This is a genomic window from Polynucleobacter yangtzensis (assembly GCF_001595965.1).
Taxonomy (GTDB): Bacteria; Pseudomonadota; Gammaproteobacteria; order Burkholderiales; family Burkholderiaceae; genus Polynucleobacter; species Polynucleobacter yangtzensis.
Window position 1 is genome coordinate 419,485 of record NZ_LOJI01000001.1, and the last position, 23,577, is coordinate 443,061.

Here is a 23,577-nt window from a genome sequence, read left to right on the forward strand (position 1 = left end):
GATGATATCGAAACCAGCCCCTTTACAATAACGCCATGTCTTTGAAATGTGGCATCGTCGGCCTGCCTAACGTCGGCAAATCTACCCTCTTTAATGCGCTTACCAAGGCTGGAATCGCAGCGGAAAACTATCCTTTCTGCACGATTGAGCCCAATGTAGGCGTAGTTGAGGTTCCTGATCCCCGTTTAGCCGCACTGGCTGAGATCGTGAAGCCTGAGCGCATTCTGCCGGCAGCAGTCGAATTTGTCGATATTGCTGGTTTGGTAGCTGGCGCCTCAAAAGGCGAAGGTCTCGGCAATCAGTTTTTGGCGAATATTCGTGAAACTGATGCCATTACCCATGTGGTGCGGTGTTTCGAGGATCCAAACGTAATCCACGTTGCTGGAAAAATTGATCCCATCGCCGATATTGGCGTGATTGATACCGAGCTGGCCCTATCCGATTTAGCAACAGTTGAAAAAACTCTGAATCGTTCAAGTAAAGCAGCAAAGTCAGGTAATGACAAAGAAGCTGCTGCTTTAGTTGCTGTGCTGACTAAAGTTCAGGCCCATCTAGATTCTGCTTTACCAGTGCGTAGCCTGAACTTAAGTGACGATGAAAAGTTGCTCATCAAGCCTTTGTGCTTAATTACGGCTAAGCCTGCGATGTATGTTGCGAATGTGAAAGAAGATGGCTTCTCAAACAATCCACATCTCGACGCTGTTAAACAACACGCTGCAAAAGAAAATGCGCCGGTCGTAGCTGTTTGTGCGGCAATTGAAGCAGAAATTGCTGACTTGGATGAAGCTGACAAGATTGAGTTTCTGGCTGATCTGGGGATGGAAGAGCCTGGCTTGGATCGCGTGATTCGCGCCGGATATTCATTGCTTGGTTTGCAAACTTACTTTACCGCTGGTGTTAAAGAAGTTCGTGCTTGGACTATTCATCAAGGCGATACAGCGCCACAAGCTGCTGGTGTTATTCATACGGATTTTGAGCGCGGGTTTATTCGTGCTCAAACTATTTCTTATGATGACTTCGTTCAGTTCAAAGGTGAGGCGGGCGCCAAGGAAGCAGGCAAGATGCGCGCTGAAGGTAAGGAATATGTTGTGAAGGATGGAGATGTATTGAACTTCTTGTTTAACGTCTAAGAAGTTCTATTTCAGCCAAAAAAAGCCCTGAAAAGGGCTTTTTGTTTATGTAGCCAAAGAATCTGAAGCCTTTATGAAGAGGCTTTAACAGCCTTTTCTAAGCATTTAGAAATTTCTTCATAGCGCTTAAGCGCCATTTTGGTGGGCAACACTTCTTTTTTGCGACCATCTACATTGGCAGCCATTTTGATGTAACCCAAGGCGCTGAGATTTTTGAGTCGACCATGCAAGGTGGCTTGTGAGCCGAGATCGGTGATGGAAATGAGGTCGCCAACCAAAATCGCTTGCTTTGCATGAGCACAAGCAACGATCTTATCGAGCAAGCTTTCTTCAATGCAGTCCAATTTCTTCCCCGGATTAATGCGATCGATAGCATCAATCAGGTTGAGAAACTTAATGTAAGACGAGGTTTTTGTAGTGGACATATTTACTGGCGTTGATTTATTAGCTTAAGAGCTAACATGAGTGTATTCCCTAAGTCCTATTTTAGCAATTGACGCACATCAATTAATAAAATTAATCCATACTGACTGCAATGTCTAAATTCTTCACAATTTCTCCAGAATGGTTTATTGGGTGCGCTATTAGTGCGATGGCGTACACATTTCTCTTTTATTTCAATGGCTGGTTAACGAATGGCTTAGTGTTTGGTTTGGGAGTGAATTGGATTTATCTTCCCGCTGGCTTACGTTTATTTCTAACTTTGATTTTTGGTTTGCCTGGCGCTCTAGGAATTGCAACCGCCTCTTTCCTGATTAGCTACTACGGCGACTTCCCACATGAATTAACAATTTGCATTGGCATTGGATTGATTTCAGGATTTGCGCCGTACTTAGCTAGATATTTTGTATTTAGCAATCTGCGGCTTGAATCAGATTTAAGTAATCTGAATTTTCCAAAGTTGATAGCCTGTATTTTGATTTATTCCCTGCTGTCAGCAGGCCTACACCAATGGTGGTTTTCTACCATGACCTTGGAGGATACCGGTAGCGTAAATCACTTTGTAGTGATGTTTATAGGCGATGTATTAGGTTCGCTGCTACTAATCTCGTTAATCAAATACTGCTTAGATCTTTTGAGAAAAGTTAGGCAAACAGCTCACTAAGAGCGACGCCTGGGTCGGCGGCACGCATAAAGGCTTCACCCACCAAGAAGGCATTCACTTGATGCTCGCGCATGAGCTGAACATCGGCGCGACCCAATATCCCAGACTCTGTTACCAATGTTTTGCTACTCGGAACCATAGATAGCAGAGAGAGTGTAGTTTGCAGGGTTACCTCAAAAGTCTTGAGATTGCGATTATTAATACCAAGTAGTGGTGTCTTGAGTTCCAGGGCTTGCTCCAGCTCGGGAGCATTGTGTACCTCGACCAATACATCCAAACCTAGCTCGTGCGCGCAGGCTTCAAGCTCTTTCATTTGATTGAGCTCTAAGCACGCTACGATTAACAGAATTGCATCTGCACCAATCGCGCGGGCTTCATAAACTTGATATGGGTCTATGGTGAAGTCCTTACGCAAAACGGGAATACTGCAAGCAGCACGAGCTTGCTGGAGGTAGTCGTTGCAGCCTTGAAAATAATCCACATCCGTTAGAACTGATAAACAAGCGGCACCATGTTTTTCATAAGACCTGGCAATGTCTGATGGCACGAAGTTCTCGCGCAAGATTCCTTTGCTTGGGCTTGCCTTCTTAATTTCAGTGATCACACCAGCTTTACCAGCCGAAATCTTTCTCTCTATAGACTGAATAAAGCCTCTGGGCTTCAGAAGCGCGTCTAGATTGTTGGCTTCAGCTTGCTCGCGTTGATTGGCAAGCGACACTCTATTGAGGCAGTTGGCAACTTCAATCTTTTTAGTTGCAACGATTTTGTCGAGGATATCGCTCATAAATAATGACTTATTTAGATTGTGTTGCTGCTACGAATGAGTCTAGCTTCTGACGGGCGGCACCTGATGCAATAGCGGCTTTAGCAAGTTCAACACCGCTAGCAATGTCTTTAGCCACGCCCGCAACGTAAAGGGTTGCACCTGCATTGAGGCAAACAATATCGCTTGCTGCACCTGGCCTGCCATCGAGAACCTCAAGAACAATCTTCTTGGACTCTTCAGCGTTGGCCACTTTGAAGCCATTGGTTGCGGCTGTATTGAGGCCAAAGTCTTTTGGATGAATTTCATATTCACGCACCACGCCATCTTTGAGCTCTCCAACCAGGGTTGGTCCCTCTAAAGAAATTTCATCAAGACCATCGCGTCCGTAAACCACTAGTGCGTGCTCCATTCCTAGTGCTTGTAATACACGTGCCTGAATTCCTACTAGATCAGGGTGGAACACCCCCATCAAGATACGCTTGGCATCCGCAGGGTTGGTGAGTGGGCCCAAGATATTAAAAATAGTTCGTACGCCGAGCTGCTTGCGAATTGGAACAACATTTTTCATTGCTGGATGATGGTTTGGTGCAAACATAAAGCCTGCGCCTATCGTTGAGATACATTTGGCTACTTGATCAGCGGACAGCGCAAGATTAACGCCAAGCGCTTCTAAAACATCAGCGCTACCGGACTTGCTGCTCACACTTCGGTTGCCGTGTTTAGCAATCTTTGCTCCGGCACCTGCTGCAACAAACATCGCTGCAGTAGAGATATTGAATGTGTGTGCGCCATCGCCACCTGTGCCTACAACATCGACCAGGTGACTACGGTCATCCACTTTTACAGAGGTTGCAAACTCACGCATTACTTGTGCAGCAGCAGCGATTTCACCAACGGTTTCTTTTTTGGTGCGAAGCGCAACTAATAATCCAGCAACCAACTCTGGCGACATCTCACCGCTCATGATGAGGCGCATCATAGCGGTCATCTCATCATGAAATAGTTCGCGATGTTCAATGCAGCGTTGTAAGGCTTCTTGCGGAGTAATTGGCATAGCGCTGTAATTAGGGTTACTTATTTATTTTGTAAAAAATTCTTGAGCAGGGCATGACCATGCTCAGAAAGAATCGACTCTGGATGAAACTGCACGCCTTCAACCGCAAGCTCCTTGTGGCGTACACCCATAATCTCTCCATCAGACGATGTTGCAGTGACTTCTAGCATCGCAGGTAGGGAGCTTTTCTCAATAGCGAGAGAGTGATAACGAGTCACCTTAAATGGATCGGGCAAGTCTTTAAATACGCCCGCGCCAGTGTGATGAATGCTATCGGTCTTGCCGTGCATCACCTTTTGGGCGCGAATGACTTTACCGCCAAACGCCTCACCAATAGCTTGATGACCTAGGCAAACTCCAAGAATCGGAATTTGTCCGGCATAGCGCTTGATAGTTTCAACTGAGATGCCTGCTTCAGCTGGGCTACATGGCCCAGGTGAGATGCAGATACGTGCTGGATTGAGCTTGGCAATATCCTCAACGGTAATTTCATCATTACGAAATACTCTTACCTCTTCACCCAGTTCTGCAAAATACTGAACAAGGTTATAGGTAAACGAATCATAGTTATCAATCATTAGGAGCATCAAGTCCTCCTTGTACTAAATCTGCTGCAGTCAGTACTGCACGTGCTTTTGCTTCTGTTTCTTTCCATTCGGCTGTCGGGTCAGAGTCGGCAACGACACCTGCGCCTGCCTGAGAGTGCAGCATGCCATCGCGGATAACGCCCGTACGAATAGCAATGGCTACATCCATATCTCCGGAAAAGGATAGATAGCCAACCGCACCACCGTATACGCCGCGCTTCACGATTTCCATCTCATCAATGATTTCCATTGCCCGAATTTTTGGTGCCCCTGACAAGGTGCCTGCCGGGAAGGTGGCACGCAACACATCCATATTGCTCATATTGTCTAAAAGATCGCCTTCTACAGAGCTCACAATATGTTGAACATGTGAGTACTTTTCGATCGACATGGAGTCAGTCACCTTGACTGAGCCTGTTTTTGCGATGCGTCCCACGTCATTGCGCGCTAAATCAATCAGCATGACGTGTTCAGCGATTTCTTTAGGATCTGCCAAGAGTTCTTTAGCTAGGCGCTCATCTTCCTCAGGGTTTGCTCCGCGAGGGCGTGTGCCCGCCAGCGGACGTATGGTCACAATCTTCTCGGCAGCACGTTTTTCTTGGCGCACCAGAATCTCAGGGGATGAGCCAACAATTTGCATATCCCCAAAGTCATAGAAGTACATATATGGGGACGGGTTGAGTGAGCGTAGGGCTCTGTAGAGTGCCAAAGGTGAATCTGTAAATGGTTTGCTGATGCGCTGACCAATCACCACCTGCATACAATCACCGGCCAAAATATATTCTTTGGTTTTCAGAACTGCATTTTCAAAATCGGCAGCCTTAAATTTGCGAATGAGTTCTGTCTTAGTGCTTGGTAAAGATGCTGGCATATTGGCTGGCTTACCAAGACAAGTCATTAATTCTTTTAAACGTCCCTGGGCTTTTTCAAAGCTATCAGTCATGCTTGGGTCTGCATAAACGATAAAGTAAATTTTTCCAGCGACGTTATCAATCACTGCTAACTCTTCAGTCAACATGAGTTGAATATCGGGTACGCCTAATTCATCGGGTAGTTGGTGTTTAGCTAGACGTGACTCAATGTAACGCACTGTGTCATAACCAAAGTAACCTGCTAAGCCACCACAAAAACGTGGCATATCGGGTTGTAGTGCAACCTTAAAGCGTTTGAAATAAGCATCAACAAAGTCGAGTGGATTATCGGTGTTGCTTTCAACGACTTTTCCATTTGTAACCACTTCATTGATCGGTGCAGTGGGTGTGCCAACAGTTCTAACGATTGTCTTGGCGGGTAGGCCAATAAAGGAGAAGCGGCCAAAACGCTCGCCACCTAAAACGGACTCCAGCAGGTAAGTATTTTTCGTACCAAACGCTTGGCTGAGTTTTACGTAAAGCGACAATGGCGTTTCCAGATCGGCCAAGACCTCCTTAATAAGAGGAATGCGATTGAAACCCTGTTTAGCTAGGGCATTAAATTCATCGCGTTGCATTAGGATTTTCCTGACTTTCCTAATTCAGCGCGCATTGCATCAATCACTTGCGCATAATTTTCTTTGCCATAAATTGCTGAGCCGGCAACAAAAGTATCGGCGCCCGCTTTTGCAACTTCAGCAATATTGTCGACCTTAATGCCACCATCTACTTCAAGACGAATGTGTCGACCAGTCTCAGCTTGGTAGCGATCGAGGCGCGCGCGAACTTGAGCAATCTTATTGAGAGTGCTTGGTATAAATGATTGGCCACCAAACCCTGGATTAACTGACATGAGTAATACCAAGTCAATGAGCTCCAGCGTGTGATCAAGATGATCTAGTGGAGTTGCTGGATTAAATACAAGACCTGCTTGGCAACCTTGATCACGAATGAGGTTCAGTGTGCGATTGACATGCGGACTTGCTTCAGGATGAAAGCTAATTAAATTGGCGCCCGCTTTAGCAAAGTCCGGAACAATGCGATCCACTGGTTCGATCATCAGGTGCACATCGATTACAGCCAGCGCGCCATCTTTGGTTGCATACGGACGAATAGCCTCACAAACCAAGGGGCCAATAGTCAGATTAGGCACATAGTGGTTATCCATCACATCAAAGTGAATCCAATCAGCGCCCGCCACTAAAACGTCTTGCACTTCCTTGCCCAGACAGGCGAAGTCAGCAGACAAAATTGATGGGGCAATAACAAATTGGCTATTTGAGGATGTTTTTTGGCTTTCCATCCCTAGATTCTAGCTTGCAGTTGACCTTAGGATGGAGCAGAATTCGACCATGAATCCCCACGAAATCAGCATAACGGTCAAAGCCCAGTATCTTCCGGAGCAATCTGACCCAGATAACCGCCAATTTGCCTTTGCTTACACCGTCACCATACGTAATACAGGCACGGCCAGTATTCAGTTAATTGCCCGCCATTGGTTTATTACGGACGGGGATAACGACGTCCAGGAGGTCCGTGGCCTGGGGGTTGTAGGTCAACAGCCGCTTTTGCGCTCTGGGGAGCATTTTGAATACACCAGTTGGGCAACTTTGCCCACCCCTGCGGGGACTATGCGTGGGGAATATTTCTGCGTAACTGAGGAGGCTCAGTTCTTTCAGGCCCCTATTCCTGAGTTTGCTCTGGTGATGCCTCGTACCTTGCACTAGCGCAAGGTTCAGGAGACTACTTTTTGCCTTTGCCCGTCCAGAGGACAATAAACAACAATAGTCCTAAGGCAACGGCACCTTCAAAGACAAACAGTAGCATTGGGTATTCATCGAGTAAATTGGCGATCATGATTTCTAAATTTAAATATATTTCATTAAGTGTATTCGCAATCCTGGTCGTTAGCTTGATTGCGGGATGTTCTACTCCCCCCACGCGTGGCACGGGATATCGCTCAAGTGGTTCTGGTGCCTCGCCATCAGGCTACAGCTCTTCCATTGCAAGTTTTAGTGCTGTCTCTTGGCAGGCATTACCTGGATGGCAGGATGATGACTTATCCCAAGCTTGGCCTGCATGGTTAAAAAGCTGTGATGCTTTGCGCAAGAAAAGTGGCGAAGTAAATTGGCGTCAAGTGTGCGCTCAAGCGAGCAATGTTTCGGGTCGAGATACACAAGCAGTCCGTAAATACTTTGAAAGTAATTTTCAAGTTTATGAAATTCGTACTAGCTCTGGGAGTGACACTGGCTTAATTACTGGGTATTACGAGCCGGTCATGAATGGCTCACTCACTCGCACTAGCACATACAACGTGGCGCTTTATAGCTACCCAAGCGCGTGGCGTAAATCAAAACCAAATCCTGGTCCAACGCGCGCAGAGCTCATGAGTTCAGGGGTTCTTAATGGATCTGAAATCGCTTGGGTACAAGACCCTGTGGCAGCTGCTTCCATGCAAATCCAGGGTTCTGGAAAAATTCGCCTGGAAGATGGACGCATCTTGCGTCTTGGTTATGCTGGCACCAACGATCAACCATTCAAATCATTTGCGCAATGGTTGTTAGATCGCAAAGAGATCACGCGTAGCGAGGCAACGATGCAAGGCATTTCGCAATGGGCTAAACGTAACCCCGATCGAGTTAATGAAATGCTGAACGCTAACCCGCGTTTTGTTTTCTTTAAAGAGTTGCCGGGTAATGTGGCGGCAGATTTAGGTCCCAACGGAGCCTTAGGTGTTCCGCTGACTAGTGAGCGTAGTATTGCTGTGGATTTACAGGCATTACCTTTGGGTGCACCAGTATTTTTAGCTACAACAAAGCCTTTGAGTAATCAGCCTTTGCAGAAACTCGTGATGGCACAAGATACCGGCAAAGCTATTGTGGGTGGTGTCAGGGCGGACTACTATTGGGGATCAGGGGATTCTGCTGGAGAGATGGCAGGCCGCATGAAGCAAAATGGCAGGATGTGGCTGCTGCTTCCACGTTAATGCATTCTTACTACTGAAAGAAATCAATGAGCTACAAAACAATTTTGACTGAAGTGGATGGCAAAGTTGCAACCATCACTTTAAATCGTCCTGAAGTATTGAACGCCTTGAATGACCAATTGATGGAAGAGCTTGGCGCTGCATTATTGGCTTTTGATGCGGATGACAATATTGGCTGCATGATTGTTACTGGCAGTGAAAAGGCGTTTGCAGCTGGAGCTGATATCGCATCTATGGCGAAGTATGGGCTGAAAGATGTTTATCGCGGTGACTTTATTACCCGCAACTGGGAAGAGATTAAAAAAGTCCGTAAGCCTGTAATCGCTGCTGTCTCTGGCTATGCGCTTGGTGGTGGTTGTGAGCTCGCCATGATGTGCGACACCATTATGGCTGCGGATAACGCGAAGTTTGCTCAACCAGAAGTGAAGCTAGGCATCATTCCTGGGGCTGGTGGAACACAACGTTTACCACGTGCAGTATCGAAAGCAAAAGCCATGGATTTAGCTCTGACAGGCCGCATGATGGATGCTGCCGAAGCGGAGCGCTCTGGTTTGGTCGCCAGAATTTTCCCGCAAGCAGATTTGTTGAAAGAAGTTAAAGCAATTGCTAAAGGGATTGCCGATATGCCTTTATTGACTGCAATGATGGTGAAAGAAAGTATCAACACAGCTTACGAGACTACATTGTCTGAAGGCATTCATTTTGAGCGCCGTCTCTTTCATGCATGTTTCGCAACAAATGATCAGAAAGAGGGTATGGCTGCGTTTATGGAAAAACGCCCAGCTAAATTTACCAACTCTTAATTTCAGAAATTCAAAAAAGAATTTAGTTTTTTCCTAGGAAGCGTTGAGCTAGTTTGACCCAATAGCTCACGCCTACTGGAATCAAGGAATCATTGAAGTCGTATGAAGGATTGTGTAGGTGGCAAGGACCCATGCCATGACCTACAGAGCGATGATCGCCGTCGCCATTGCCAAGGAAAACATAGCAACCTGGCTTTTCCAGCAACATAAATGCAAAGTCTTCTGCACCCATCGTCGGATCGATTGAGGCATTTACATTTTGCTTGCCAACCAATTCGCTCATTACCTCAGTGGCAAATTCCACTTCATTGGCGTGATTAATGAGGGGTGGGTAATTTCTTGCAAATGTGATTTCTGCTTGGCAATCAAAAGCACTCGCAACACTGTGTGCGATTTCTCGAAGGCGTTGCTCAATGAGATCTAAGACATCCAATGTAAATGTGCGCACTGTGCCGCCAATGAATGCGCTATCTGGAATGACATTGCTTGTTTCGCCTGCATGAAATTGTGTAATGGATAAAACCGCAGCATCTACAGGGCGTTTATTACGGGTAATGATGCTTTGCAAGGCAAGAACTACTTGCGCCCCAGCAAAAACTGGATCTGCACTGTTATGGGGAAGGGCGGCGTGACCACCTTTGCCTTTAATAGTGATTTCGAAAGTATTGCTGGAGGCCATCATGGGGCCAGGCGTTACGCCAAAGTGACCTTCTGCTAATCCAGGCCAGTTGTGCAATCCAAATACGGCATCACATGGGAACTCTTTGAAAAGCCCATCTTTAATCATTTCATTTGCGCCGGCGCCACCTTCTTCGGCTGGCTGGAAAATAAAAATCACTGTACCTTTGAAGTCGCGATGATTTGATAGATATTGCGCAGCACCAAGAAGCATGGCAGTGTGACCATCATGACCACATGCGTGCATTTTTCCTGGATTTTTTGAAGCATGCGCAAAATTGTTGTGCTCTTGCAATGGCAGCGCATCCATATCGGCGCGCAAACCAATCATCTTGCCGGGTCCTAAGTCGCCATCTAAGCGACCTACTACTCCAGTTTTTCCCATACCGCGGTAAACAGTGATTCCCCAGCTAGAAAGTGCCTCAGTGACTAAATCAGCCGTGCGGTTCTCTTCGAAACGCAATTCAGGGTGTGCATGAATATTGCGTCGAATTTCTTGAATAGCTTCTGCGGATTCGGTAATTTCTGGAAGTAAATGCATCCCTTCATCTTATCCGAAAGTCTTTTGATATGCCTTTAGAAGGCAATTAATACTGATTATTGATTGGGCAATTGAATGTGCTTTGCAGCAAAATGCAAAGCCTCAATTGAATAAGGGCTATCAGTGGCTTTTTGTAGCTCTTTTGGCAGTGACGGAATCAGACCTAAAAAGGGCGCGTCAATCCTAGCTCGCAGGGTCTGGAGATTTCCCTGTAGAAGAGGCATTTCCTCTTCAAGGGCATTGGCAATCCATCCAGCAATCTTTAAGTTGCGCGCTTTGATTGCTTCATACGTTAACAGGGCGTGATTAAGGCAGCCTAATTTCATGCCCACCACAAAAATTATTGGCAAATCAATCTTCTTTGCAAACCCACCTAAATCTTCATCTTGATTTAAAGGTACTAACAGACCGCCAGCTCCCTCAACCACAATGCAATCCGCATGCTTTTGAATATTCTGAAAAGCTGCAGTCATCATGCTCATCTCAAGCTTTAGCCCTTGCTGCGCTGCTACTAGGTGAGGAGCGGCTGGTTGATCTAGTGCATAAGGGCATAAACTCAATTCATGATGACTGAGGTTGGATGCAATGCGTAGCGTTTCTAAATCTTCATTGAGAGTTCTGCCGCTTGTATCTTTGTAGGTGCCAGCAACAACCGGTTTAAAGCCAATGGCATTTATTTGTTGCTCGCGCAATTTAACAATGAGCGCACCGCTGACCAAGGTTTTCCCAACTTCGGTATCGGTGCCTGTGACAAAGAATCCAGCAGACTTACTCATGGGGCGCCTTTTGGGTTGCTATCTGCTCAATAGTTTTCAAGGTGGCGATTAGCTGACGTAAATCCGCTTCACTATGATTTGCCGAGAAGGTAATTCTCAATCGCGCACTCCCAATGGGTACGGTCGGTGGACGAATGGCTGGAATCCAGTAACCAGCTTCATCTAATAACTTAGCAGCCAGTAAGGCATTGGCATTACTGCCCAAAATAACAGGCTGAATGGCCGTGCAAGAGGGCACCTTTTCCCACTGAGCAAAATGCATTTCATCTTGCCAAATGCGAATGAGTTTATTGAGTTGGGTGCGGCGATTGCTACCTTCATTCCCCTCAATGATGTCTAGGCTCTTGGAGAGTGTGTGCGCTATTGCTGGTGGCGTAGCAGTACTGTAAATAAAGGGCCGCCCTTTTTGGATAAGCCATTCAATCAAGGTTGCCTGCGCAGAAACAAAAGCACCGCTGACACCAGCAGCCTTACCAAGCGTGCCGATATACACAATGCGATCTGAGCAGATATTTTCCTGCTCCAAAATGCCGTGACCGTGCTTACCTAAAACCCCAAAGCCATGAGCATCGTCCACCAATAGCAAGGCATCGTATTGCTCAGCGACTTCTAGTAATCTCTTAACAGGGGCAAGGTCACCATCCATACTAAAGACGCCATCGGTGACGATCATCTTGAGGCGGTTTTGATCAGCCTTCAGTAATTCACTTAATGTATTGATGTCTTGATGATCAAATAAGTGAACTCGTGCATTAGTTTGCGCACTTGCTAGGCGAACACCATCAATCAAAGACGCATGATTTAACTTGGCTGAATAAATGCTGGTGGATCCTTGTGGCGCAAGTCTTGCAAAGGCTGTAATTGCTGTCAGATTGGCAAGATAGCCAGTACTAAAAAAGAGTGCGCGTGCACCTGGGATATGTTGCTTCTGAAAATCTGCCAACTTGCTCTCAAGAATCTCATGGGCAATGCTGTGGCCGCTGATGAGGTGAGAAGCGCCGCTACCAACGCCATACTGCGCGGCACCTTCAGCAAGGGCTTGAACTAGTGCGGGATGATTTGCCAGACCCAGATAGTCATTGCTGCAGAAAGCCTTTAATTCACGCCCGCTAACTAGCGCTTTGGTGTCGCATGGAGATTCAGTTGCCCTGAGTTTTCGCTTGAGTAGCTGCAAATCCAAATCTGCAATTTGCTCTTGCGCTAAAAGAAGGGCATTAAATGCGTTCGTCATACTAATGTCTTATCGAGGGCAAGCTGTACTGCTTTACCTAATTGCATCGTTTCTTCGGATGACAGAATATAGGGAGGCATTACATAAATCGTATTACCAATAGGCCTAATTAATACAGCTGCTTCTAGGCTATGGGCAAACATAGTACGTGCAAAAGTTTTGGGATTCTTAAGGCAATTGTTTTTAACGTCAAATGCCAAAATCATTCCCTGCTGGCGCCAATGCTCAATTCGGGGATCCAACTTTGCCCATGCAAATGCATTTGCTAGATCTTGCGAGCGCCCAATGTTTTTTTCTAATACGTTTTCGGATTCAAAAATTTCCAGACAAGCTAGAGCGGCAGCGCATGCTAACGGATTGCCGGTGTATGAGTGGGAGTGTAAAAACCCTTGCGATGTTTGATCACCATAAAACGCTTGGTAAATCTGATTGGTAGTAAGGCATAGGGAAAGTGGCAAATAACCGCCGCTAATTCCCTTGGAGAGCGTTAAGAAGTCTGGCCAGATACCAGCATGTTCACAGGCGAAGAACTTACCGCTCCGTCCACAGCCAACGGCAATCTCATCTGCAATCAGATGCACTTCATAGCGATTGCATAGTTCTCTGACTAGGCGCAAATATTCGGGAGAGTGCATCGCCATTTGTCCGGCGCATTGCACTAAGGGTTCAACAATAAACGCAGCTATCTGTTGATGCTCTTTTGCAAATAACTCTTCAAGTTGTTTGGCTGCGTGTTTTGCCACATCATCTGCGGTCTCACCAACTTTTGCTTTGCGTGCATCGGGGGAGGTGACTGTGTAGACATCTTGCAGCAGTGACCCATAAGCTTCTCTAAAAATGGCTACGTCAGTTACCGCTAATGCACCTAACGTTTCTCCGTGATAACCATTCTCTACACAAACAAACTTTTTCTTTTGTGGTTTGCCATTGAGTTGCCAATAGTGATGACTCATCTTCAGTGCAATCTCAACAGCAGACGCGCCATCGGATGCATAGAAGACGTGACCTAAGTGATGCTTGGTTAGTGCTGAAATTTTTTCAGATAATTCGACTACTGGAGGATGGGTAAATCCTGCGAGCATCACGTGCTCAATTTTTTCTAGCTGCTCAGTTATTGCATGATTGATGCGTGTATTGGAGTGGCCAAATAAATTGGTCCACCAAGAACTAATAGCATCGAGCAGGGCATTTCCATTTTCGTCATAGAGCCAAGCACCTTTGCCTTTGGTAATCGCAACTAGCGGAAAAGACTCATGCTGTTTCATCTGAGTGCAGGGGTGCCAAACGGCGGCTAGGCTGCGATCAACGAGTGCGGCTTGATTTAAATCAGAAATAACCTTCATGTTTGATATTTGACCACTAGTTTTCCCAATTTCAGACCTGTATCTGTTATGTTTATGCCTTGAATCTACCTAATTTCTGGAATTTGCCCATGCAGGACACTCAAACCGTTGAAAAACCTTTAACTCAGTTCAAATCGAAGGCTGAATTGCATCAAAGTACTAATTCGGAGATTGAGGCGCCTGGAGAGTGGTCAGTGGCTCAAATTGAGGCCTTATTTGCACTCCCATTCAATGAATTGATGTTGAAGGCTCAAGAGACTCATAAGGCTTATTTCCCTGAGGGTGATGTGGAATTGGCTACCCTGTTGTCAATCAAGACGGGTGGTTGTCCTGAGGACTGCGGCTATTGCCCGCAAGCTGCCCGTTATGACACAGACGTTAAGGCCGAGAAGTTAATGGGCTTGGAAGAGGTTTTAGAGGCTGCTAAAGCAGCTAAAGCAGCCGGTTCTAACCGTTTCTGTATGGGTGCTGCATGGCGTGAGCCCAAAGATCGCGATATTGAAAAAGTGACCGCCATGATTAAGGGCGTTAAGGCCTTAGGCCTTGAAACCTGCGCTACCTTGGGCATGTTGGAAGCTGATCAAGCTCAGGCCCTCCAAGAGGCTGGCCTGGACTTCTATAACCATAATTTAGATACCAGCGAAGATTTTTACCGCTCAGTGATCTCCACTCGTGGTTATCAGGATCGCTTGGATACGATTTCCAATGTCCGCGCTGCCGGTATGTCAGTTTGCTGCGGTGGAATCGTAGGCATGGGTGAATCCAGGGAACAGCGCGCTGCCTTTCTGGCGCGCTTAGCCAATCTGAGCCCATATCCAGAATCAGTGCCTATTAATCATTTGGTGCCAGTTGCTGGTACTCCTTTGGCAGATCAAAAGCCATTAGACCCACTCGAGTTTGTTCGAACTATTGCGGTTGCTAGGATCACCATGCCTAAAGCCCGCGTGCGTCTGTCTGCTGGTCGTCAGGAGCTCGGCAGAGCAGTCCAGGCGATGTGTTTCTTGGCTGGTGCTAACTCGATTTTCTACGGTGAGCAACTACTCACTACCGGTAATCCTGAGGCAGAACAAGACCGTGCACTCTTAGCTGAGTTGGGTCTGAAGACCAAGCAAAGCAGCAAAGCAGAGGTTTTAATTTAACCTTTGTCGCGAATGTCTCCGATAGATCGCTTTATTCTGGAATTTGATACTGCCCTTAGGTCGGTAGTTGGGGGCGCCAATGCTCAAAGACCCACCCCAGGGTCGGATTTTGCCAATCATTCTGGTTTGGATGCTGCCGAACGAAAACATGCTGCTGGACTCATGCGTGTCAATCACGTTGGTGAAGTTTGTGCGCAAGCGTTGTATCAATCACAAAAATTAGTCGCACGAAATTCAGATATTCAAGAGATGCTGGACCACTCTGGTCGCGAAGAAATGGATCACCTAGCGTGGTGTGAAACTCGCCTACAAGAGCTTGGGTCACATACCAGCTATCTCAATCCACTTTGGTATGCGGGATCCTTTGCGATCGGCTTGGCAGCAGGCTTAGCGGGCGATAAGTGGAGTTTAGGATTTGTTGCTGAAACAGAAAAACAAGTTGAGAATCACTTAGAAAGTCATCTCGAAAAATTGCCTAAAGAGGATCAACGCTCACGTGCAATTGTTGATCAAATGCGCATGGATGAAATTGCTCATGGACAAGCCGCAAAAAATGCAGGCGGTGCAAATTTGCCAGAACCTGTTCAGAAAATAATGCACGCAATGTCTAAGGTAATGACCACTACTGCTTACAAAATTTAAAACTGAAATACGATTAATTCTTAAAAATTAATTTCTGATTAATTTTGATGTATTTTTTTGATATTACTGTTTATAAATACAGTATATTTTGCGATTATCTAGCCCAATAGCTAAGATCTATTCTTAAGTATATTTTCCAAGCCATTGTTTCAAGTAGCTATTTTACTAACACCATTTTCTGAACACATGACGCTAAGTGTTTGTAAACACTAGAGAAATTCCTAAAAAAACTCCTAAAAACACTTGACCCTCTTAGTGCGATCCTCTAAAGTGGGAGGAAGTGTGAAAAAGTGGGGTAAATGGTGTTTCAAGGTGCGTCAGCTCTCAATTTAGATGCAAAAGGCCGCATGTCTGTGCCGGCAAAGCATCGTGACGCCTTGTTGGTGCAGGGCGAGGGCCGAATCACGCTCACAAAACACCCCGACGGCTGCCTACTTCTCTTCCCAAGACCTGAGTGGGAAACCTTCAGAGCGAGAGTTGCACAACTTCCAATGGATGCTCATTGGTGGCGTCGAATCTTCTTGGGTAACGCAGCGGAAATGGATTTGGATAGTGCTGGTCGCGTATTGGTCAGTCCTGAATTGCGCGCAGCAGCTGGAATAGAAAAAGAAGTGATTTTGCTTGGTATGGGAAGTCACTTGGAATTGTGGGATGCAGCAACATACGCTGCAAAAGAACAGGCGGCGATTGCGCAAGGCATGCCTGAAGCACTCAAGCAATTTAATTTTTGATGACAGGGTGCTATGAACATATCTCATCGCCCAGTGTTACTGGCCGAGGCGGTGACGGCGCTAGTTGGCGGCCCACTGATTCAAAATCAAAATTCAGCAAAACAAATTCTGGTAATCGATGGAACCTTTGGGCGTGGCGGTCATACTCAAGCGCTGCTCAAAGAATTGAATCCATCAGCACGCATGATTTCTTTCGACAAGGATTTGGATGCGATCGCAGTAGCGCAGCAAATCAACGATCCGCGTTTGAAAATTGTGCACGACAGTTTTGCGCAAATGGATCAGTACGCGGAAGCAGAATCGGTCGATGGAATTTTGTTGGACTTGGGTATCAGCTCGCCCCAAGTGGACGAAGCACATCGGGGATTCTCTTTTCGACGCGAAGGTCCCCTCGATATGCGCATGAATACCGATCATGGTTTAACTGCAGCAGAGTGGTTGGAGCAAGCACCACCGGAGGAAATCACGCACGTGATTAAGACTTACGGAGAAGAACGCTTTGCATATCAGATCGCTAAAGCCATTGTGGCCAAGCGTGAAGAAGGCTTGTCTCCAAAAACTACAACAGAATTAGCCAGTCTTGTAGCTAGTGTTGTACGCACACGTGAAGCGGGTCAAGATCCTGCAACGAGAACATTTCAAGCCCTGCGAATTTTTATCAATCGCGAGCTAGAAGATTTAGAGCTCGGTTTAAAAGCGGCATTGAAATTATTAAAGCCTGGCGCAAGACTAGCGGTAATCAGTTTTCACTCTCTTGAAGATCGCATCGTGAAGCAGTTCATGCAAGCACATGCCAAAGTAGAGGTGCCTCGTGGCTTGCCAGTGCGCGAAAAAGATTTGCCGCAAAGCGCGCTTGAAATTATTGGTCGTGTTAAGCCTAGTGATGCAGAGGTATCTGAAAATCCTCGCGCACGATCAGCAATAATGCGTGTCGCTGAAAAGCGCATGGGGGCAGTTGCATGAATCGCGCGACATTGACCTTGCTCGCATTGCTATTAATTTGTGCTCTATCTCTAGTGGCGGCGCAGCAGCGTGCGCGTAAGTTATTTATTTTGCAGGAACGGGCGCAGATTGAAGAGCGTAAATTAAATCAAGAATGGTTACGTCTTGAGTATGAGCAACGCAATCTTTCGAAGTCCGCACGTATTCGTGATGTTGCGCGCAATCAATTACGCATGTCCCCAATTTCTCCTGAACGTACTTTGTATCTGAGGGAGGCTAAATGAGGCCGGTTGGTTTTTCTACTACGCCTAATTTAGTGTTGCGTCTGCCAATGTGGCGGTCGCGTTTAATGCTATTCCTCCTATTCTTTGTTTTCATGATGCTTTTGCTACGTGCATTTTGGATTCAGGGTCCAGGCAATGCATTCTATGAAGCAAAAGGCGTGCGCGGCACTCAGCGTGAATTAGAGTTGCCCGCGAGTCGCGGAAAAATTTTGGATCGCAATGGTCAGGTTATTGCGACTAGTCTGGAAGCGAAATCAGTTATCGCCTATAACGACACGGTGCCTGATGATTTAGCTGCAGATAAGGTGCAGAAGCTGGCAAGTCTCTTGCAGATGAGCGAATCAGATTTACGCAAGAAGCTAAAAGAAGAGCGCAAGCAAATCTTCTTAAAACGCCAAGTTGATCCAGCGGTTGCACAGCAAATTAAGCAATTAGAAATTCCAGGCATTGGTTTAAATAATGAATATCGTCGCTTCTATCCAGAGGGCGAGGCGATGGCGCACGTGGTTGGCTTTACAAACGTAAACGATAAAGGCCAAGAGGGTATGGAGCTTTCGAGAGAGAAAGATCTTGCCGGACACCCAGGGCAGAGACGTGTAGTGGTTGATCGTCTTGGGCGCGTTGTCGATGAAATGGCTATTTTGCAGTTGCCACAAAATGGCAAGGACTTGAATCTTTCGATTGATAGCAAGATTCAGTTCCTGGCCTATAACGCTGTGAAAGATGCAGTTGAAAAGCATCACGCTAAGGCGGGCGGCGCGGTAGTGCTTGATACACAAACGGGCGAGATTTTGGCTTTGGCAAACTATCCAAGTTACAACCCGAATGATCGCAGGGTGTTAACTGGCGAGCAATTACGTAATCGCGTCTTAACGGACACCTTTGAGCCTGGCTCAACCATGAAGCCGTTAACGATTGCAATTGCATTAGAAAAAGGCGCGGTCAAGCCTGATACCAATATGGTGATTGGCGCTAAATATTTAATTGGCCCTAAACCAATTACCGATACACATCCTTATGGAAATTTAACGGTCTCGCAAATTATTCAAAAATCCAGCAATATTGGAACGGCAAAGATTGCAATGAACAGTCTTTCCGCTGAAGAGATGTGGGATTTCTATACGGCAGTTGGATTTGGCCAGGCACCAAAAATTGGTTTCCCTGGTGCTGTAGCTGGAACAGTTCACCCATTTAAAAAGTGGATGCCTACCGATCAAGCGCGTATTGCATTTGGTTACGGTATTTCTGCTTCGCTATTTCAAGTAGCTCGTGCTTACACAGTTTTTGCCCGTGATGGTGAATTGGTTCCCCTGACAATTGAGCGTAGCCCAGAATTTAAACCAGGCACAAAAGTTCTTTCTCCAAAAACTGCAATAGAAATGCGCGCCATGATGGAGTCAGTTACTGAGCCTGGAGGCACTGCTATTAAGGCCCAGGCTGAAGGTTTCCGTGTGGGTGGCAAGACTGGAACAGCACATAAGTTAGTTGGAAAAGGCTATGGCAATAAATACCGCGCCTACTTTGCTGGCTTAGCTCCCATTAGTGCGCCACGTATTGTGGTTGCAGTCATGATTGACGAGCCTACCGGCGGAAGTCACTACGGTGGTGATGTCGCAGCACCAGTTTTCTCGACTATTGTGAGCGAAACACTGCATACCTTAAATGTATTGCCAGATAACAAAGTGAAGCAGATGGTTTTGCAAGATAAGAGTCCGCACGAGATTCAGTCTGCAAATGCACAAGCGCAACATGTGGTTTTGAAGCGATGAGGGTGGACTTGAAAATAGACACCAATCACTTGATTGACCACTTACACACACTAGCGAATTCCTCCGCAAAAGTGTGTGCGGATAGTCGCCAGATTCAGTCTGGCGATATCTTTTTTGCCTATCCGGTAGGTCATGGCAATGCATTGCGCGATGGACGTCAATTTATTCATGCTGCTTTAGAAAATGGTGCAGCAGCCGTGGTGTTTGATCCTGTGGGTATGGACAATCAATTTATAGATCACCCACAATGCTTCGCAGTTGAAAATCTTGCCGCAGGGGCGGGCCAGTTGTGCTCTCAGTGGTACGGAAACCCCAGTAAAGAATTGAGCATTATTGGTGTTACTGGCACCAATGGAAAAACAAGTATTACTCAGTGGCTTGCTCAGGCTTTAGATGCCAGCAATCATCGTACTGCGGTTTTAGGCACTTTAGGAACTGGATTTCCAGGTGCTTTAGTTCAAACTGGCTATACAACTCCAGATGCTCCAAAGTTACAAACTCAACTAGCAGAGTTGCTCAGCGCAGGTGCAAAGCAAGTAGCCATGGAAGTATCTTCACACGCATTAGATCAATATCGAATCGCCGGAACTGACTTAAATTGCGCGGTCTTCACCAATCTCACGCAAGATCATTTGGATTACCACGGCAGTATGGAAGAGTACGCCGAGGCGAAAGCTAAGTTATTTCAGCAGTCTGGACTTAAGCATGCGGTCATTAATTTGGATGACGCATTTGGTCGTGAGTTAGCTATGAATCTGTTGGCTAAAAATGATTTGAAAGTTTGGGCGTACGCCTTGTCGCCAGCAATATTTAAAGGTTTTGAAAAATTTGGTGACCGATTACACCGTATTTATGCAAAAGAGACTGCGTTGAGTGGTGCAGGCTACGATTCCACTTTTGTTTATGACAATGCGGGAAGTGCTCAATTGCACATCCCGTTATTGGGTGAATTTAATTTAAGTAATGCGCTTGCAGTATGGACGGTATTGCTTACTCAAGACATGAGCTGCGAGCTTGCAGCGCATAAAGTCAGTCAATTAAATCCGGTGCTTGGGCGTATGGAGTTAATTCAGATTGGCAAGCCTCAAAAAACAGAAAGCTTATTGGCGGTTGTCGATTACGCACATACGCCAGATGCTTTAGAAAAAACTTTGCAGGCTTTGAGACCTATTGCAGATCAGCGTGGTGGAAACATTTGGTGTGTATTTGGCTGCGGTGGCGATAGAGATGCCGGAAAACGATCGCTAATGGGCGCTGTTGCAGAGCGTTATGCCGATCAAATTTTGATTACTAGTGACAATCCACGCTCAGAGGATCCGCAAGCCATCATGCAGATGATTCGTGGCGGTCTAAAAGTGGATGCAAGAAATGTTCAGATGATTGCCGATCGTGCTGCTGCCATTATGGCGGCTGTGCGCAATGCGAATGCTCGCGATATTGTTTTGGTCGCTGGTAAGGGTCATGAAACTACCCAAGAAATCAATGGCAAGAAATTTGATTTCTCTGACCAAGAACATATTCGCTTGGCCGCAGGGGGTGGAATTTAATGTCCATCATGACAACGCTTGCTCAAGCCCAGGCTATGCTGCCTGGAAGTAAGTTAATTAATACCTCTGTAGAAACTGCTCAGGAGTTAGTTGTTTCTCGAGTGAGTACTGATAGTCGTCAGATAGTGCGTAACGAATTGTTTGTAGCTTTGGTTGGCGAGCGTTTTGACGCTCACGACTTCTTATCTGATGTTGCTAAAGCTGGAGCAGGTGCTGCGTTAATTAGTAGTCAAGATAAATGCCCGGCCGACTTGCCGGCAATTTGCGTTTCGAATACACGCGTTGGTTTAGCAAATTTAGCCAAAGCATGGCGCGCTAATCACCCCATTCCTTTAGCTTTGGTTACTGGTAGCAATGGTAAGACCACAGTTAAGGAAATGATTGCTTCTATTTTCAAGGCTGCCGTTGGCGAGCAACATACCCTGGTGACTAAAGGTAATTTGAACAACGATATTGGTTTGCCATTAACCCTATTAAAGTTACGCTCGACGGATCGTCTAGCAGTTGTTGAGCTTGGCATGAATCATCCGGGTGAGACGGCACAGTTGGCTGCTATTGCTCAAGCCAATATCGCATTAATTAATAACGCCCAGCGTGAGCATCAAGAGTTTATGGCAACAGTGGCTGCTGTAGCTGAAGAACACTCTGATGCAATTCGCGCTTTACCAAGTGATGGCATCGCTGTATTCCCAGCAGATTCTGAATTTGCAAATGTTTGGCGCCAGGCCGCTGGAGGTCGCAAGGTCATTGATTTTGTTTTGTCATCTGCACAGACTAAGGCATCGGCTGCAGTGACTGGAACCCTATTAAGCAATGGGTTAGTGCAGATTAAAACTGAACAAGGCAGCATCGAGGTTCAGTTAAATACTTTGGGTAGCCATAATGTTCGCAATGCCCTAGCAGCAAGTGCGGTAGGAATTGCTGCTGGTGTAAGTCTTGAAAAAATTAAAGAGGGTCTCGAAGCTTTCTCGCCAGTCAATGGACGTATGCAAGCTAAGGCGATCGATTTAAATCGAACTCTCATTGATGATAGCTATAACGCTAATCCTGATTCTGTAAGGGCGGCAATTGATGCTTTAAAGCAATCAGGAAATTTATCTTGGTTGATTTTGGGTGATATGGGTGAAGTTGGTAATCAAGGTCCAGAGTTTCATCGGGAAGTTGGCGCTTATGCTGCTGAACAAGGGGTTGCCAAGCTTTTTGCCTTAGGTGAGCAATGCCAATTCGCACTCCAAGGATTTAATGAGGCTGGTAAAGGTGTTGCAACTTCAGCTCAGGCAAAACATTTTTCAGATATGGACAGTCTGATTGCGCAATTAAGAGATGCGCTTCATACCCAGTCCAGCGGCAGCAATCAGCATTTAAATATTTTGGTTAAAGGTTCACGGTTTATGCGCATGGAGCGTGTAGTGCAGGCCTTGTTAGAGGAGGCTAAAACATGCTCTTAATGTTGGCGCAATGGTTGCAGGATGATTACGGATTTTTCCGAGTGTTCAACTACATCACTTTTAGAGCGGTGATGGCAACGGTGACTGCATTGTTAATTGGTTTGGCTGCCGGACCTTGGGTTATTCGCAAACTTACCGCTTTAAAGATGGGTCAGGCAGTAAGAACAGATGGACCGCAAACGCATTTAGTGAAATCTGGCACTCCGACAATGGGTGGCGTCTTAATTTTGATTGGTATCTTTATTTCATGCATGCTGTGGGCGGATCTTAGCAATCGCTTTATTTGGATTGTGATGATTGTTACCTTTGGCTTTGGCTTGGTAGGTTGGGTGGATGATTACCGTAAAGTGGTCTACAAAGATCCTAAGGGTATGGCCTCTAAAGAGAAATTCTTTTGGCAAACTTTGATTGGTTTGTTTGCTGCAATCTACCTTGCGTTTTCTGTTTCCGAGGTCAATAACCTCAAAGTGCTGCAATTATTCTATGAGTGGCTCAGAAGCGGTTTCGCTTTAGACCTGCCAGCAAAAACCGACTTGTTATTGCCGTTTATGAAGGAAGTGAGCTACCCATTAGGAATTATGGGTTTCATTATTTTGAGTTACTTGGTAATTGTTGGTAGTAGTAACGCAGTCAACTTAACTGATGGCCTTGATGGTTTGGTCATCATGCCAGTCATTCTGGTGGGTGCTGCATTAGGTGCTTTTGCCTATGTGATGGGTAATGCGATTTATGCGAAGTACCTCCTCTTTCCATATATTCCAGGCGCGGGCGAGCTAATGATTTTCTGTGGCGCTATGGGCGGTGCAGGATTAGCTTTCCTTTGGTACAACACCCATCCAGCTCAAGTATTTATGGGTGACGTAGGTGCGCTAGCTTTAGGCGGTGCACTCGGCACTATTGCGGTCATTGTTCGTCAAGAAATTGTGTTGTTTGTGATGGGCGGCATTTTTGTTGCAGAAACCCTTTCAGTCATGCTGCAAGTGTTTTGGTTCAAAGCAACTAAAAAACATTTTGGCGAGGGCCGTCGTATTTTTCGTATGGCGCCATTGCATCATCATTTTGAATTGGGTGGCTGGAAAGAAACACAAGTAGTTGTGCGCTTCTGGATCATTACGATTCTCTTAGTCTTAATTGGCTTATCTAGCTTGAAGTTACGGTGATCCA

Annotated in this window: 24 protein-coding genes; 14 read left to right on the top strand and 10 right to left on the bottom strand. The window is 46.1% G+C overall.

What is annotated here, in order from left to right:
• Positions 1-35 precede the first annotated feature (35 nt).
• The gene (gene ychF / locus JaK3_RS02240) at positions 36-1,130 is read left to right on the top strand and encodes a redox-regulated ATPase YchF (RefSeq protein ID WP_068320249.1); all 1,095 of its coding nucleotides are present in this window, start codon (positions 36-38) and stop codon (positions 1,128-1,130) included.
• Positions 1,131-1,201: 71 nt separating this feature from the next.
• Here the strand turns inward: ychF and JaK3_RS02245 are convergent, their stop codons facing one another.
• Positions 1,202-1,555, bottom strand: a complete 354-nt coding sequence (locus tag JaK3_RS02245; RefSeq protein WP_068320251.1) for a hypothetical protein — start codon at positions 1,553-1,555, stop codon at positions 1,202-1,204.
• Positions 1,556-1,665: 110 nt separating this feature from the next.
• Between JaK3_RS02245 and JaK3_RS02250 the strand changes: the two genes are divergently transcribed.
• Positions 1,666-2,235: a hypothetical protein gene (locus JaK3_RS02250; protein ID WP_068320253.1), complete on the top strand. Its 570-nt coding sequence runs from the start codon at positions 1,666-1,668 to the stop codon at positions 2,233-2,235.
• Here JaK3_RS02250 and trpC read toward each other — a convergent pair.
• The 5 genes from trpC to rpe are packed head-to-tail and all read right to left on the bottom strand — an operon-like array spanning position 2,216 to position 6,856.
• On the bottom strand, positions 2,216-3,019 hold the full coding sequence (trpC, locus tag JaK3_RS02255; RefSeq protein ID WP_068320255.1) for an indole-3-glycerol phosphate synthase TrpC: 804 nt from the start codon (positions 3,017-3,019) through the stop codon (positions 2,216-2,218). The two genes, JaK3_RS02250 and trpC, sit on opposite strands and share 20 nt — an antisense overlap.
• 10 nt (positions 3,020-3,029) lie before the next feature.
• On the bottom strand, positions 3,030-4,055 hold the full coding sequence (gene trpD / locus JaK3_RS02260) for an anthranilate phosphoribosyltransferase (RefSeq protein ID WP_068320257.1): 1,026 nt from the start codon (positions 4,053-4,055) through the stop codon (positions 3,030-3,032).
• Between the two features lie 20 nt (positions 4,056-4,075).
• On the bottom strand, positions 4,076-4,642 hold the full coding sequence (locus JaK3_RS02265) for an anthranilate synthase component II (protein ID WP_068320259.1): 567 nt from the start codon (positions 4,640-4,642) through the stop codon (positions 4,076-4,078).
• Positions 4,626-6,131: an anthranilate synthase component I gene (gene trpE / locus JaK3_RS02270; protein WP_068320261.1), complete on the bottom strand. Its 1,506-nt coding sequence runs from the start codon at positions 6,129-6,131 to the stop codon at positions 4,626-4,628. Before trpE ends, JaK3_RS02265 begins: the two co-directional genes overlap by 17 nt.
• A complete protein-coding gene (rpe, locus tag JaK3_RS02275) occupies positions 6,131-6,856 on the bottom strand; it encodes a ribulose-phosphate 3-epimerase (protein WP_068320263.1) in 726 nt (241 codons plus the stop codon). Before rpe ends, trpE begins: the two co-directional genes overlap by 1 nt.
• 49 nt (positions 6,857-6,905) lie before the next feature.
• Here rpe and apaG point away from each other — a divergent pair, with 49 nt between their 5' ends.
• The 3 genes from apaG to JaK3_RS02290 all read left to right on the top strand — a co-directional run bounded on the left by apaG (position 6,906) and on the right by JaK3_RS02290 (position 9,342).
• Positions 6,906-7,280, top strand: coding sequence for a Co2+/Mg2+ efflux protein ApaG (gene apaG / locus JaK3_RS02280; RefSeq protein WP_068320265.1), 375 nt, complete (start codon positions 6,906-6,908; stop codon positions 7,278-7,280).
• 128 nt (positions 7,281-7,408) lie between these two features.
• Positions 7,409-8,539: a murein transglycosylase A gene (mltA, locus tag JaK3_RS02285; protein WP_068320266.1), complete on the top strand. Its 1,131-nt coding sequence runs from the start codon at positions 7,409-7,411 to the stop codon at positions 8,537-8,539.
• Positions 8,540-8,565: 26 nt separating this feature from the next.
• Positions 8,566-9,342 (top strand): enoyl-CoA hydratase, encoded by a 777-nt coding sequence (locus JaK3_RS02290; RefSeq protein WP_068320268.1) that lies wholly within the window; start codon positions 8,566-8,568, stop codon positions 9,340-9,342.
• A 22-nt stretch (positions 9,343-9,364) separates the two neighbouring features.
• Here JaK3_RS02290 and JaK3_RS02295 read toward each other — a convergent pair whose 3' ends face one another.
• From JaK3_RS02295 to bioA, 4 genes are read right to left on the bottom strand one after another with little or no spacing between them, the layout of a single operon-like run.
• On the bottom strand, positions 9,365-10,561 hold the full coding sequence (locus JaK3_RS02295; protein ID WP_068320270.1) for a M20 aminoacylase family protein: 1,197 nt from the start codon (positions 10,559-10,561) through the stop codon (positions 9,365-9,367).
• Positions 10,562-10,617: 56 nt separating this feature from the next.
• Positions 10,618-11,337, bottom strand: coding sequence for a dethiobiotin synthase (bioD, locus tag JaK3_RS02300; RefSeq protein ID WP_068320272.1), 720 nt, complete (start codon positions 11,335-11,337; stop codon positions 10,618-10,620).
• The gene (gene bioF, locus JaK3_RS02305) at positions 11,330-12,568 is read right to left on the bottom strand and encodes an 8-amino-7-oxononanoate synthase (protein WP_068320274.1); all 1,239 of its coding nucleotides are present in this window, start codon (positions 12,566-12,568) and stop codon (positions 11,330-11,332) included. Before bioF ends, bioD begins: the two co-directional genes overlap by 8 nt.
• Positions 12,565-13,911 (bottom strand): adenosylmethionine--8-amino-7-oxononanoate transaminase, encoded by a 1,347-nt coding sequence (gene bioA, locus JaK3_RS02310; protein WP_068320276.1) that lies wholly within the window; start codon positions 13,909-13,911, stop codon positions 12,565-12,567. Before bioA ends, bioF begins: the two co-directional genes overlap by 4 nt.
• An 89-nt stretch (positions 13,912-14,000) precedes the next feature.
• Between bioA and bioB the strand changes: the two genes are divergently transcribed.
• The 9 genes from bioB (at position 14,001) to mraY (ending at position 23,573) form a co-directional block, all read left to right on the top strand.
• Positions 14,001-15,050, top strand: coding sequence for a biotin synthase BioB (bioB, locus tag JaK3_RS02315; protein WP_082786346.1), 1,050 nt, complete (start codon positions 14,001-14,003; stop codon positions 15,048-15,050).
• Positions 15,051-15,062: 12 nt separating this feature from the next.
• Positions 15,063-15,692, top strand: coding sequence for a 2-polyprenyl-3-methyl-6-methoxy-1,4-benzoquinone monooxygenase (coq7, locus tag JaK3_RS02320; RefSeq protein WP_068320279.1), 630 nt, complete (start codon positions 15,063-15,065; stop codon positions 15,690-15,692).
• Between the two features lie 302 nt (positions 15,693-15,994).
• Positions 15,995-16,423, top strand: a complete 429-nt coding sequence (mraZ, locus tag JaK3_RS02325; RefSeq protein ID WP_068320686.1) for a division/cell wall cluster transcriptional repressor MraZ — start codon at positions 15,995-15,997, stop codon at positions 16,421-16,423.
• 12 nt (positions 16,424-16,435) lie between these two features.
• Positions 16,436-17,386, top strand: a complete 951-nt coding sequence (gene rsmH, locus JaK3_RS02330) for a 16S rRNA (cytosine(1402)-N(4))-methyltransferase RsmH (protein WP_068320281.1) — start codon at positions 16,436-16,438, stop codon at positions 17,384-17,386.
• On the top strand, positions 17,383-17,649 hold the full coding sequence (gene ftsL, locus JaK3_RS02335) for a cell division protein FtsL (protein WP_068320283.1): 267 nt from the start codon (positions 17,383-17,385) through the stop codon (positions 17,647-17,649). Before rsmH ends, ftsL begins: the two co-directional genes overlap by 4 nt.
• Complete coding sequence (locus JaK3_RS02340; protein WP_068320285.1) at positions 17,646-19,418, top strand: peptidoglycan D,D-transpeptidase FtsI family protein; 1,773 nt, start codon at positions 17,646-17,648, stop codon at positions 19,416-19,418. Before ftsL ends, JaK3_RS02340 begins: the two co-directional genes overlap by 4 nt.
• Positions 19,415-20,965 carry a UDP-N-acetylmuramoyl-L-alanyl-D-glutamate--2,6-diaminopimelate ligase gene (locus tag JaK3_RS02345; protein WP_068320287.1) on the top strand — a complete coding sequence of 517 codons (1,551 nt, stop codon included), beginning with the start codon at positions 19,415-19,417 and terminating at the stop codon, positions 20,963-20,965. Before JaK3_RS02340 ends, JaK3_RS02345 begins: the two co-directional genes overlap by 4 nt.
• The gene (locus JaK3_RS02350; RefSeq protein WP_082786347.1) at positions 20,965-22,413 is read left to right on the top strand and encodes a UDP-N-acetylmuramoyl-tripeptide--D-alanyl-D-alanine ligase; all 1,449 of its coding nucleotides are present in this window, start codon (positions 20,965-20,967) and stop codon (positions 22,411-22,413) included. Before JaK3_RS02345 ends, JaK3_RS02350 begins: the two co-directional genes overlap by 1 nt.
• Positions 22,404-23,573 (top strand): phospho-N-acetylmuramoyl-pentapeptide-transferase, encoded by a 1,170-nt coding sequence (gene mraY / locus JaK3_RS02355; protein ID WP_068320289.1) that lies wholly within the window; start codon positions 22,404-22,406, stop codon positions 23,571-23,573. Before JaK3_RS02350 ends, mraY begins: the two co-directional genes overlap by 10 nt.
• Positions 23,574-23,577 lie beyond the last annotated feature (4 nt).

Bases quoted from the DNA above. Each gene is read 5' to 3' on its own strand.
- ychF (WP_068320249.1), top strand. From the start codon at position 36: ATGTCTTTGAAATGTGGCATCGTCGGCCTGCCTAACGTCGGCAAATCT.
- JaK3_RS02245 (WP_068320251.1), bottom strand. From the start codon at position 1,555: ATGTCCACTACAAAAACCTCGTCTTACATTAAGTTTCTCAACCTGATT.
- JaK3_RS02250 (WP_068320253.1), top strand. From the start codon at position 1,666: ATGTCTAAATTCTTCACAATTTCTCCAGAATGGTTTATTGGGTGCGCT.
- trpC (WP_068320255.1), bottom strand. From the start codon at position 3,019: ATGAGCGATATCCTCGACAAAATCGTTGCAACTAAAAAGATTGAAGTT.
- trpD (WP_068320257.1), bottom strand. From the start codon at position 4,055: ATGCCAATTACTCCGCAAGAAGCCTTACAACGCTGCATTGAACATCGC.
- JaK3_RS02265 (WP_068320259.1), bottom strand. From the start codon at position 4,642: ATGCTCCTAATGATTGATAACTATGATTCGTTTACCTATAACCTTGTT.
- trpE (WP_068320261.1), bottom strand. From the start codon at position 6,131: ATGCAACGCGATGAATTTAATGCCCTAGCTAAACAGGGTTTCAATCGC.
- rpe (WP_068320263.1), bottom strand. From the start codon at position 6,856: ATGGAAAGCCAAAAAACATCCTCAAATAGCCAATTTGTTATTGCCCCA.
- apaG (WP_068320265.1), top strand. From the start codon at position 6,906: ATGAATCCCCACGAAATCAGCATAACGGTCAAAGCCCAGTATCTTCCG.
- mltA (WP_068320266.1), top strand. From the start codon at position 7,409: ATGATTTCTAAATTTAAATATATTTCATTAAGTGTATTCGCAATCCTG.
- JaK3_RS02290 (WP_068320268.1), top strand. From the start codon at position 8,566: ATGAGCTACAAAACAATTTTGACTGAAGTGGATGGCAAAGTTGCAACC.
- JaK3_RS02295 (WP_068320270.1), bottom strand. From the start codon at position 10,561: ATGCATTTACTTCCAGAAATTACCGAATCCGCAGAAGCTATTCAAGAA.
- bioD (WP_068320272.1), bottom strand. From the start codon at position 11,337: ATGAGTAAGTCTGCTGGATTCTTTGTCACAGGCACCGATACCGAAGTT.
- bioF (WP_068320274.1), bottom strand. From the start codon at position 12,568: ATGACGAACGCATTTAATGCCCTTCTTTTAGCGCAAGAGCAAATTGCA.
- bioA (WP_068320276.1), bottom strand. From the start codon at position 13,911: ATGAAGGTTATTTCTGATTTAAATCAAGCCGCACTCGTTGATCGCAGC.
- bioB (WP_082786346.1), top strand. From the start codon at position 14,001: ATGCAGGACACTCAAACCGTTGAAAAACCTTTAACTCAGTTCAAATCG.
- coq7 (WP_068320279.1), top strand. From the start codon at position 15,063: ATGTCTCCGATAGATCGCTTTATTCTGGAATTTGATACTGCCCTTAGG.
- rsmH (WP_068320281.1), top strand. From the start codon at position 16,436: ATGAACATATCTCATCGCCCAGTGTTACTGGCCGAGGCGGTGACGGCG.
- ftsL (WP_068320283.1), top strand. From the start codon at position 17,383: ATGAATCGCGCGACATTGACCTTGCTCGCATTGCTATTAATTTGTGCT.
- JaK3_RS02340 (WP_068320285.1), top strand. From the start codon at position 17,646: ATGAGGCCGGTTGGTTTTTCTACTACGCCTAATTTAGTGTTGCGTCTG.
- JaK3_RS02345 (WP_068320287.1), top strand. From the start codon at position 19,415: ATGAGGGTGGACTTGAAAATAGACACCAATCACTTGATTGACCACTTA.
- JaK3_RS02350 (WP_082786347.1), top strand. From the start codon at position 20,965: ATGTCCATCATGACAACGCTTGCTCAAGCCCAGGCTATGCTGCCTGGA.
- mraY (WP_068320289.1), top strand. From the start codon at position 22,404: ATGCTCTTAATGTTGGCGCAATGGTTGCAGGATGATTACGGATTTTTC.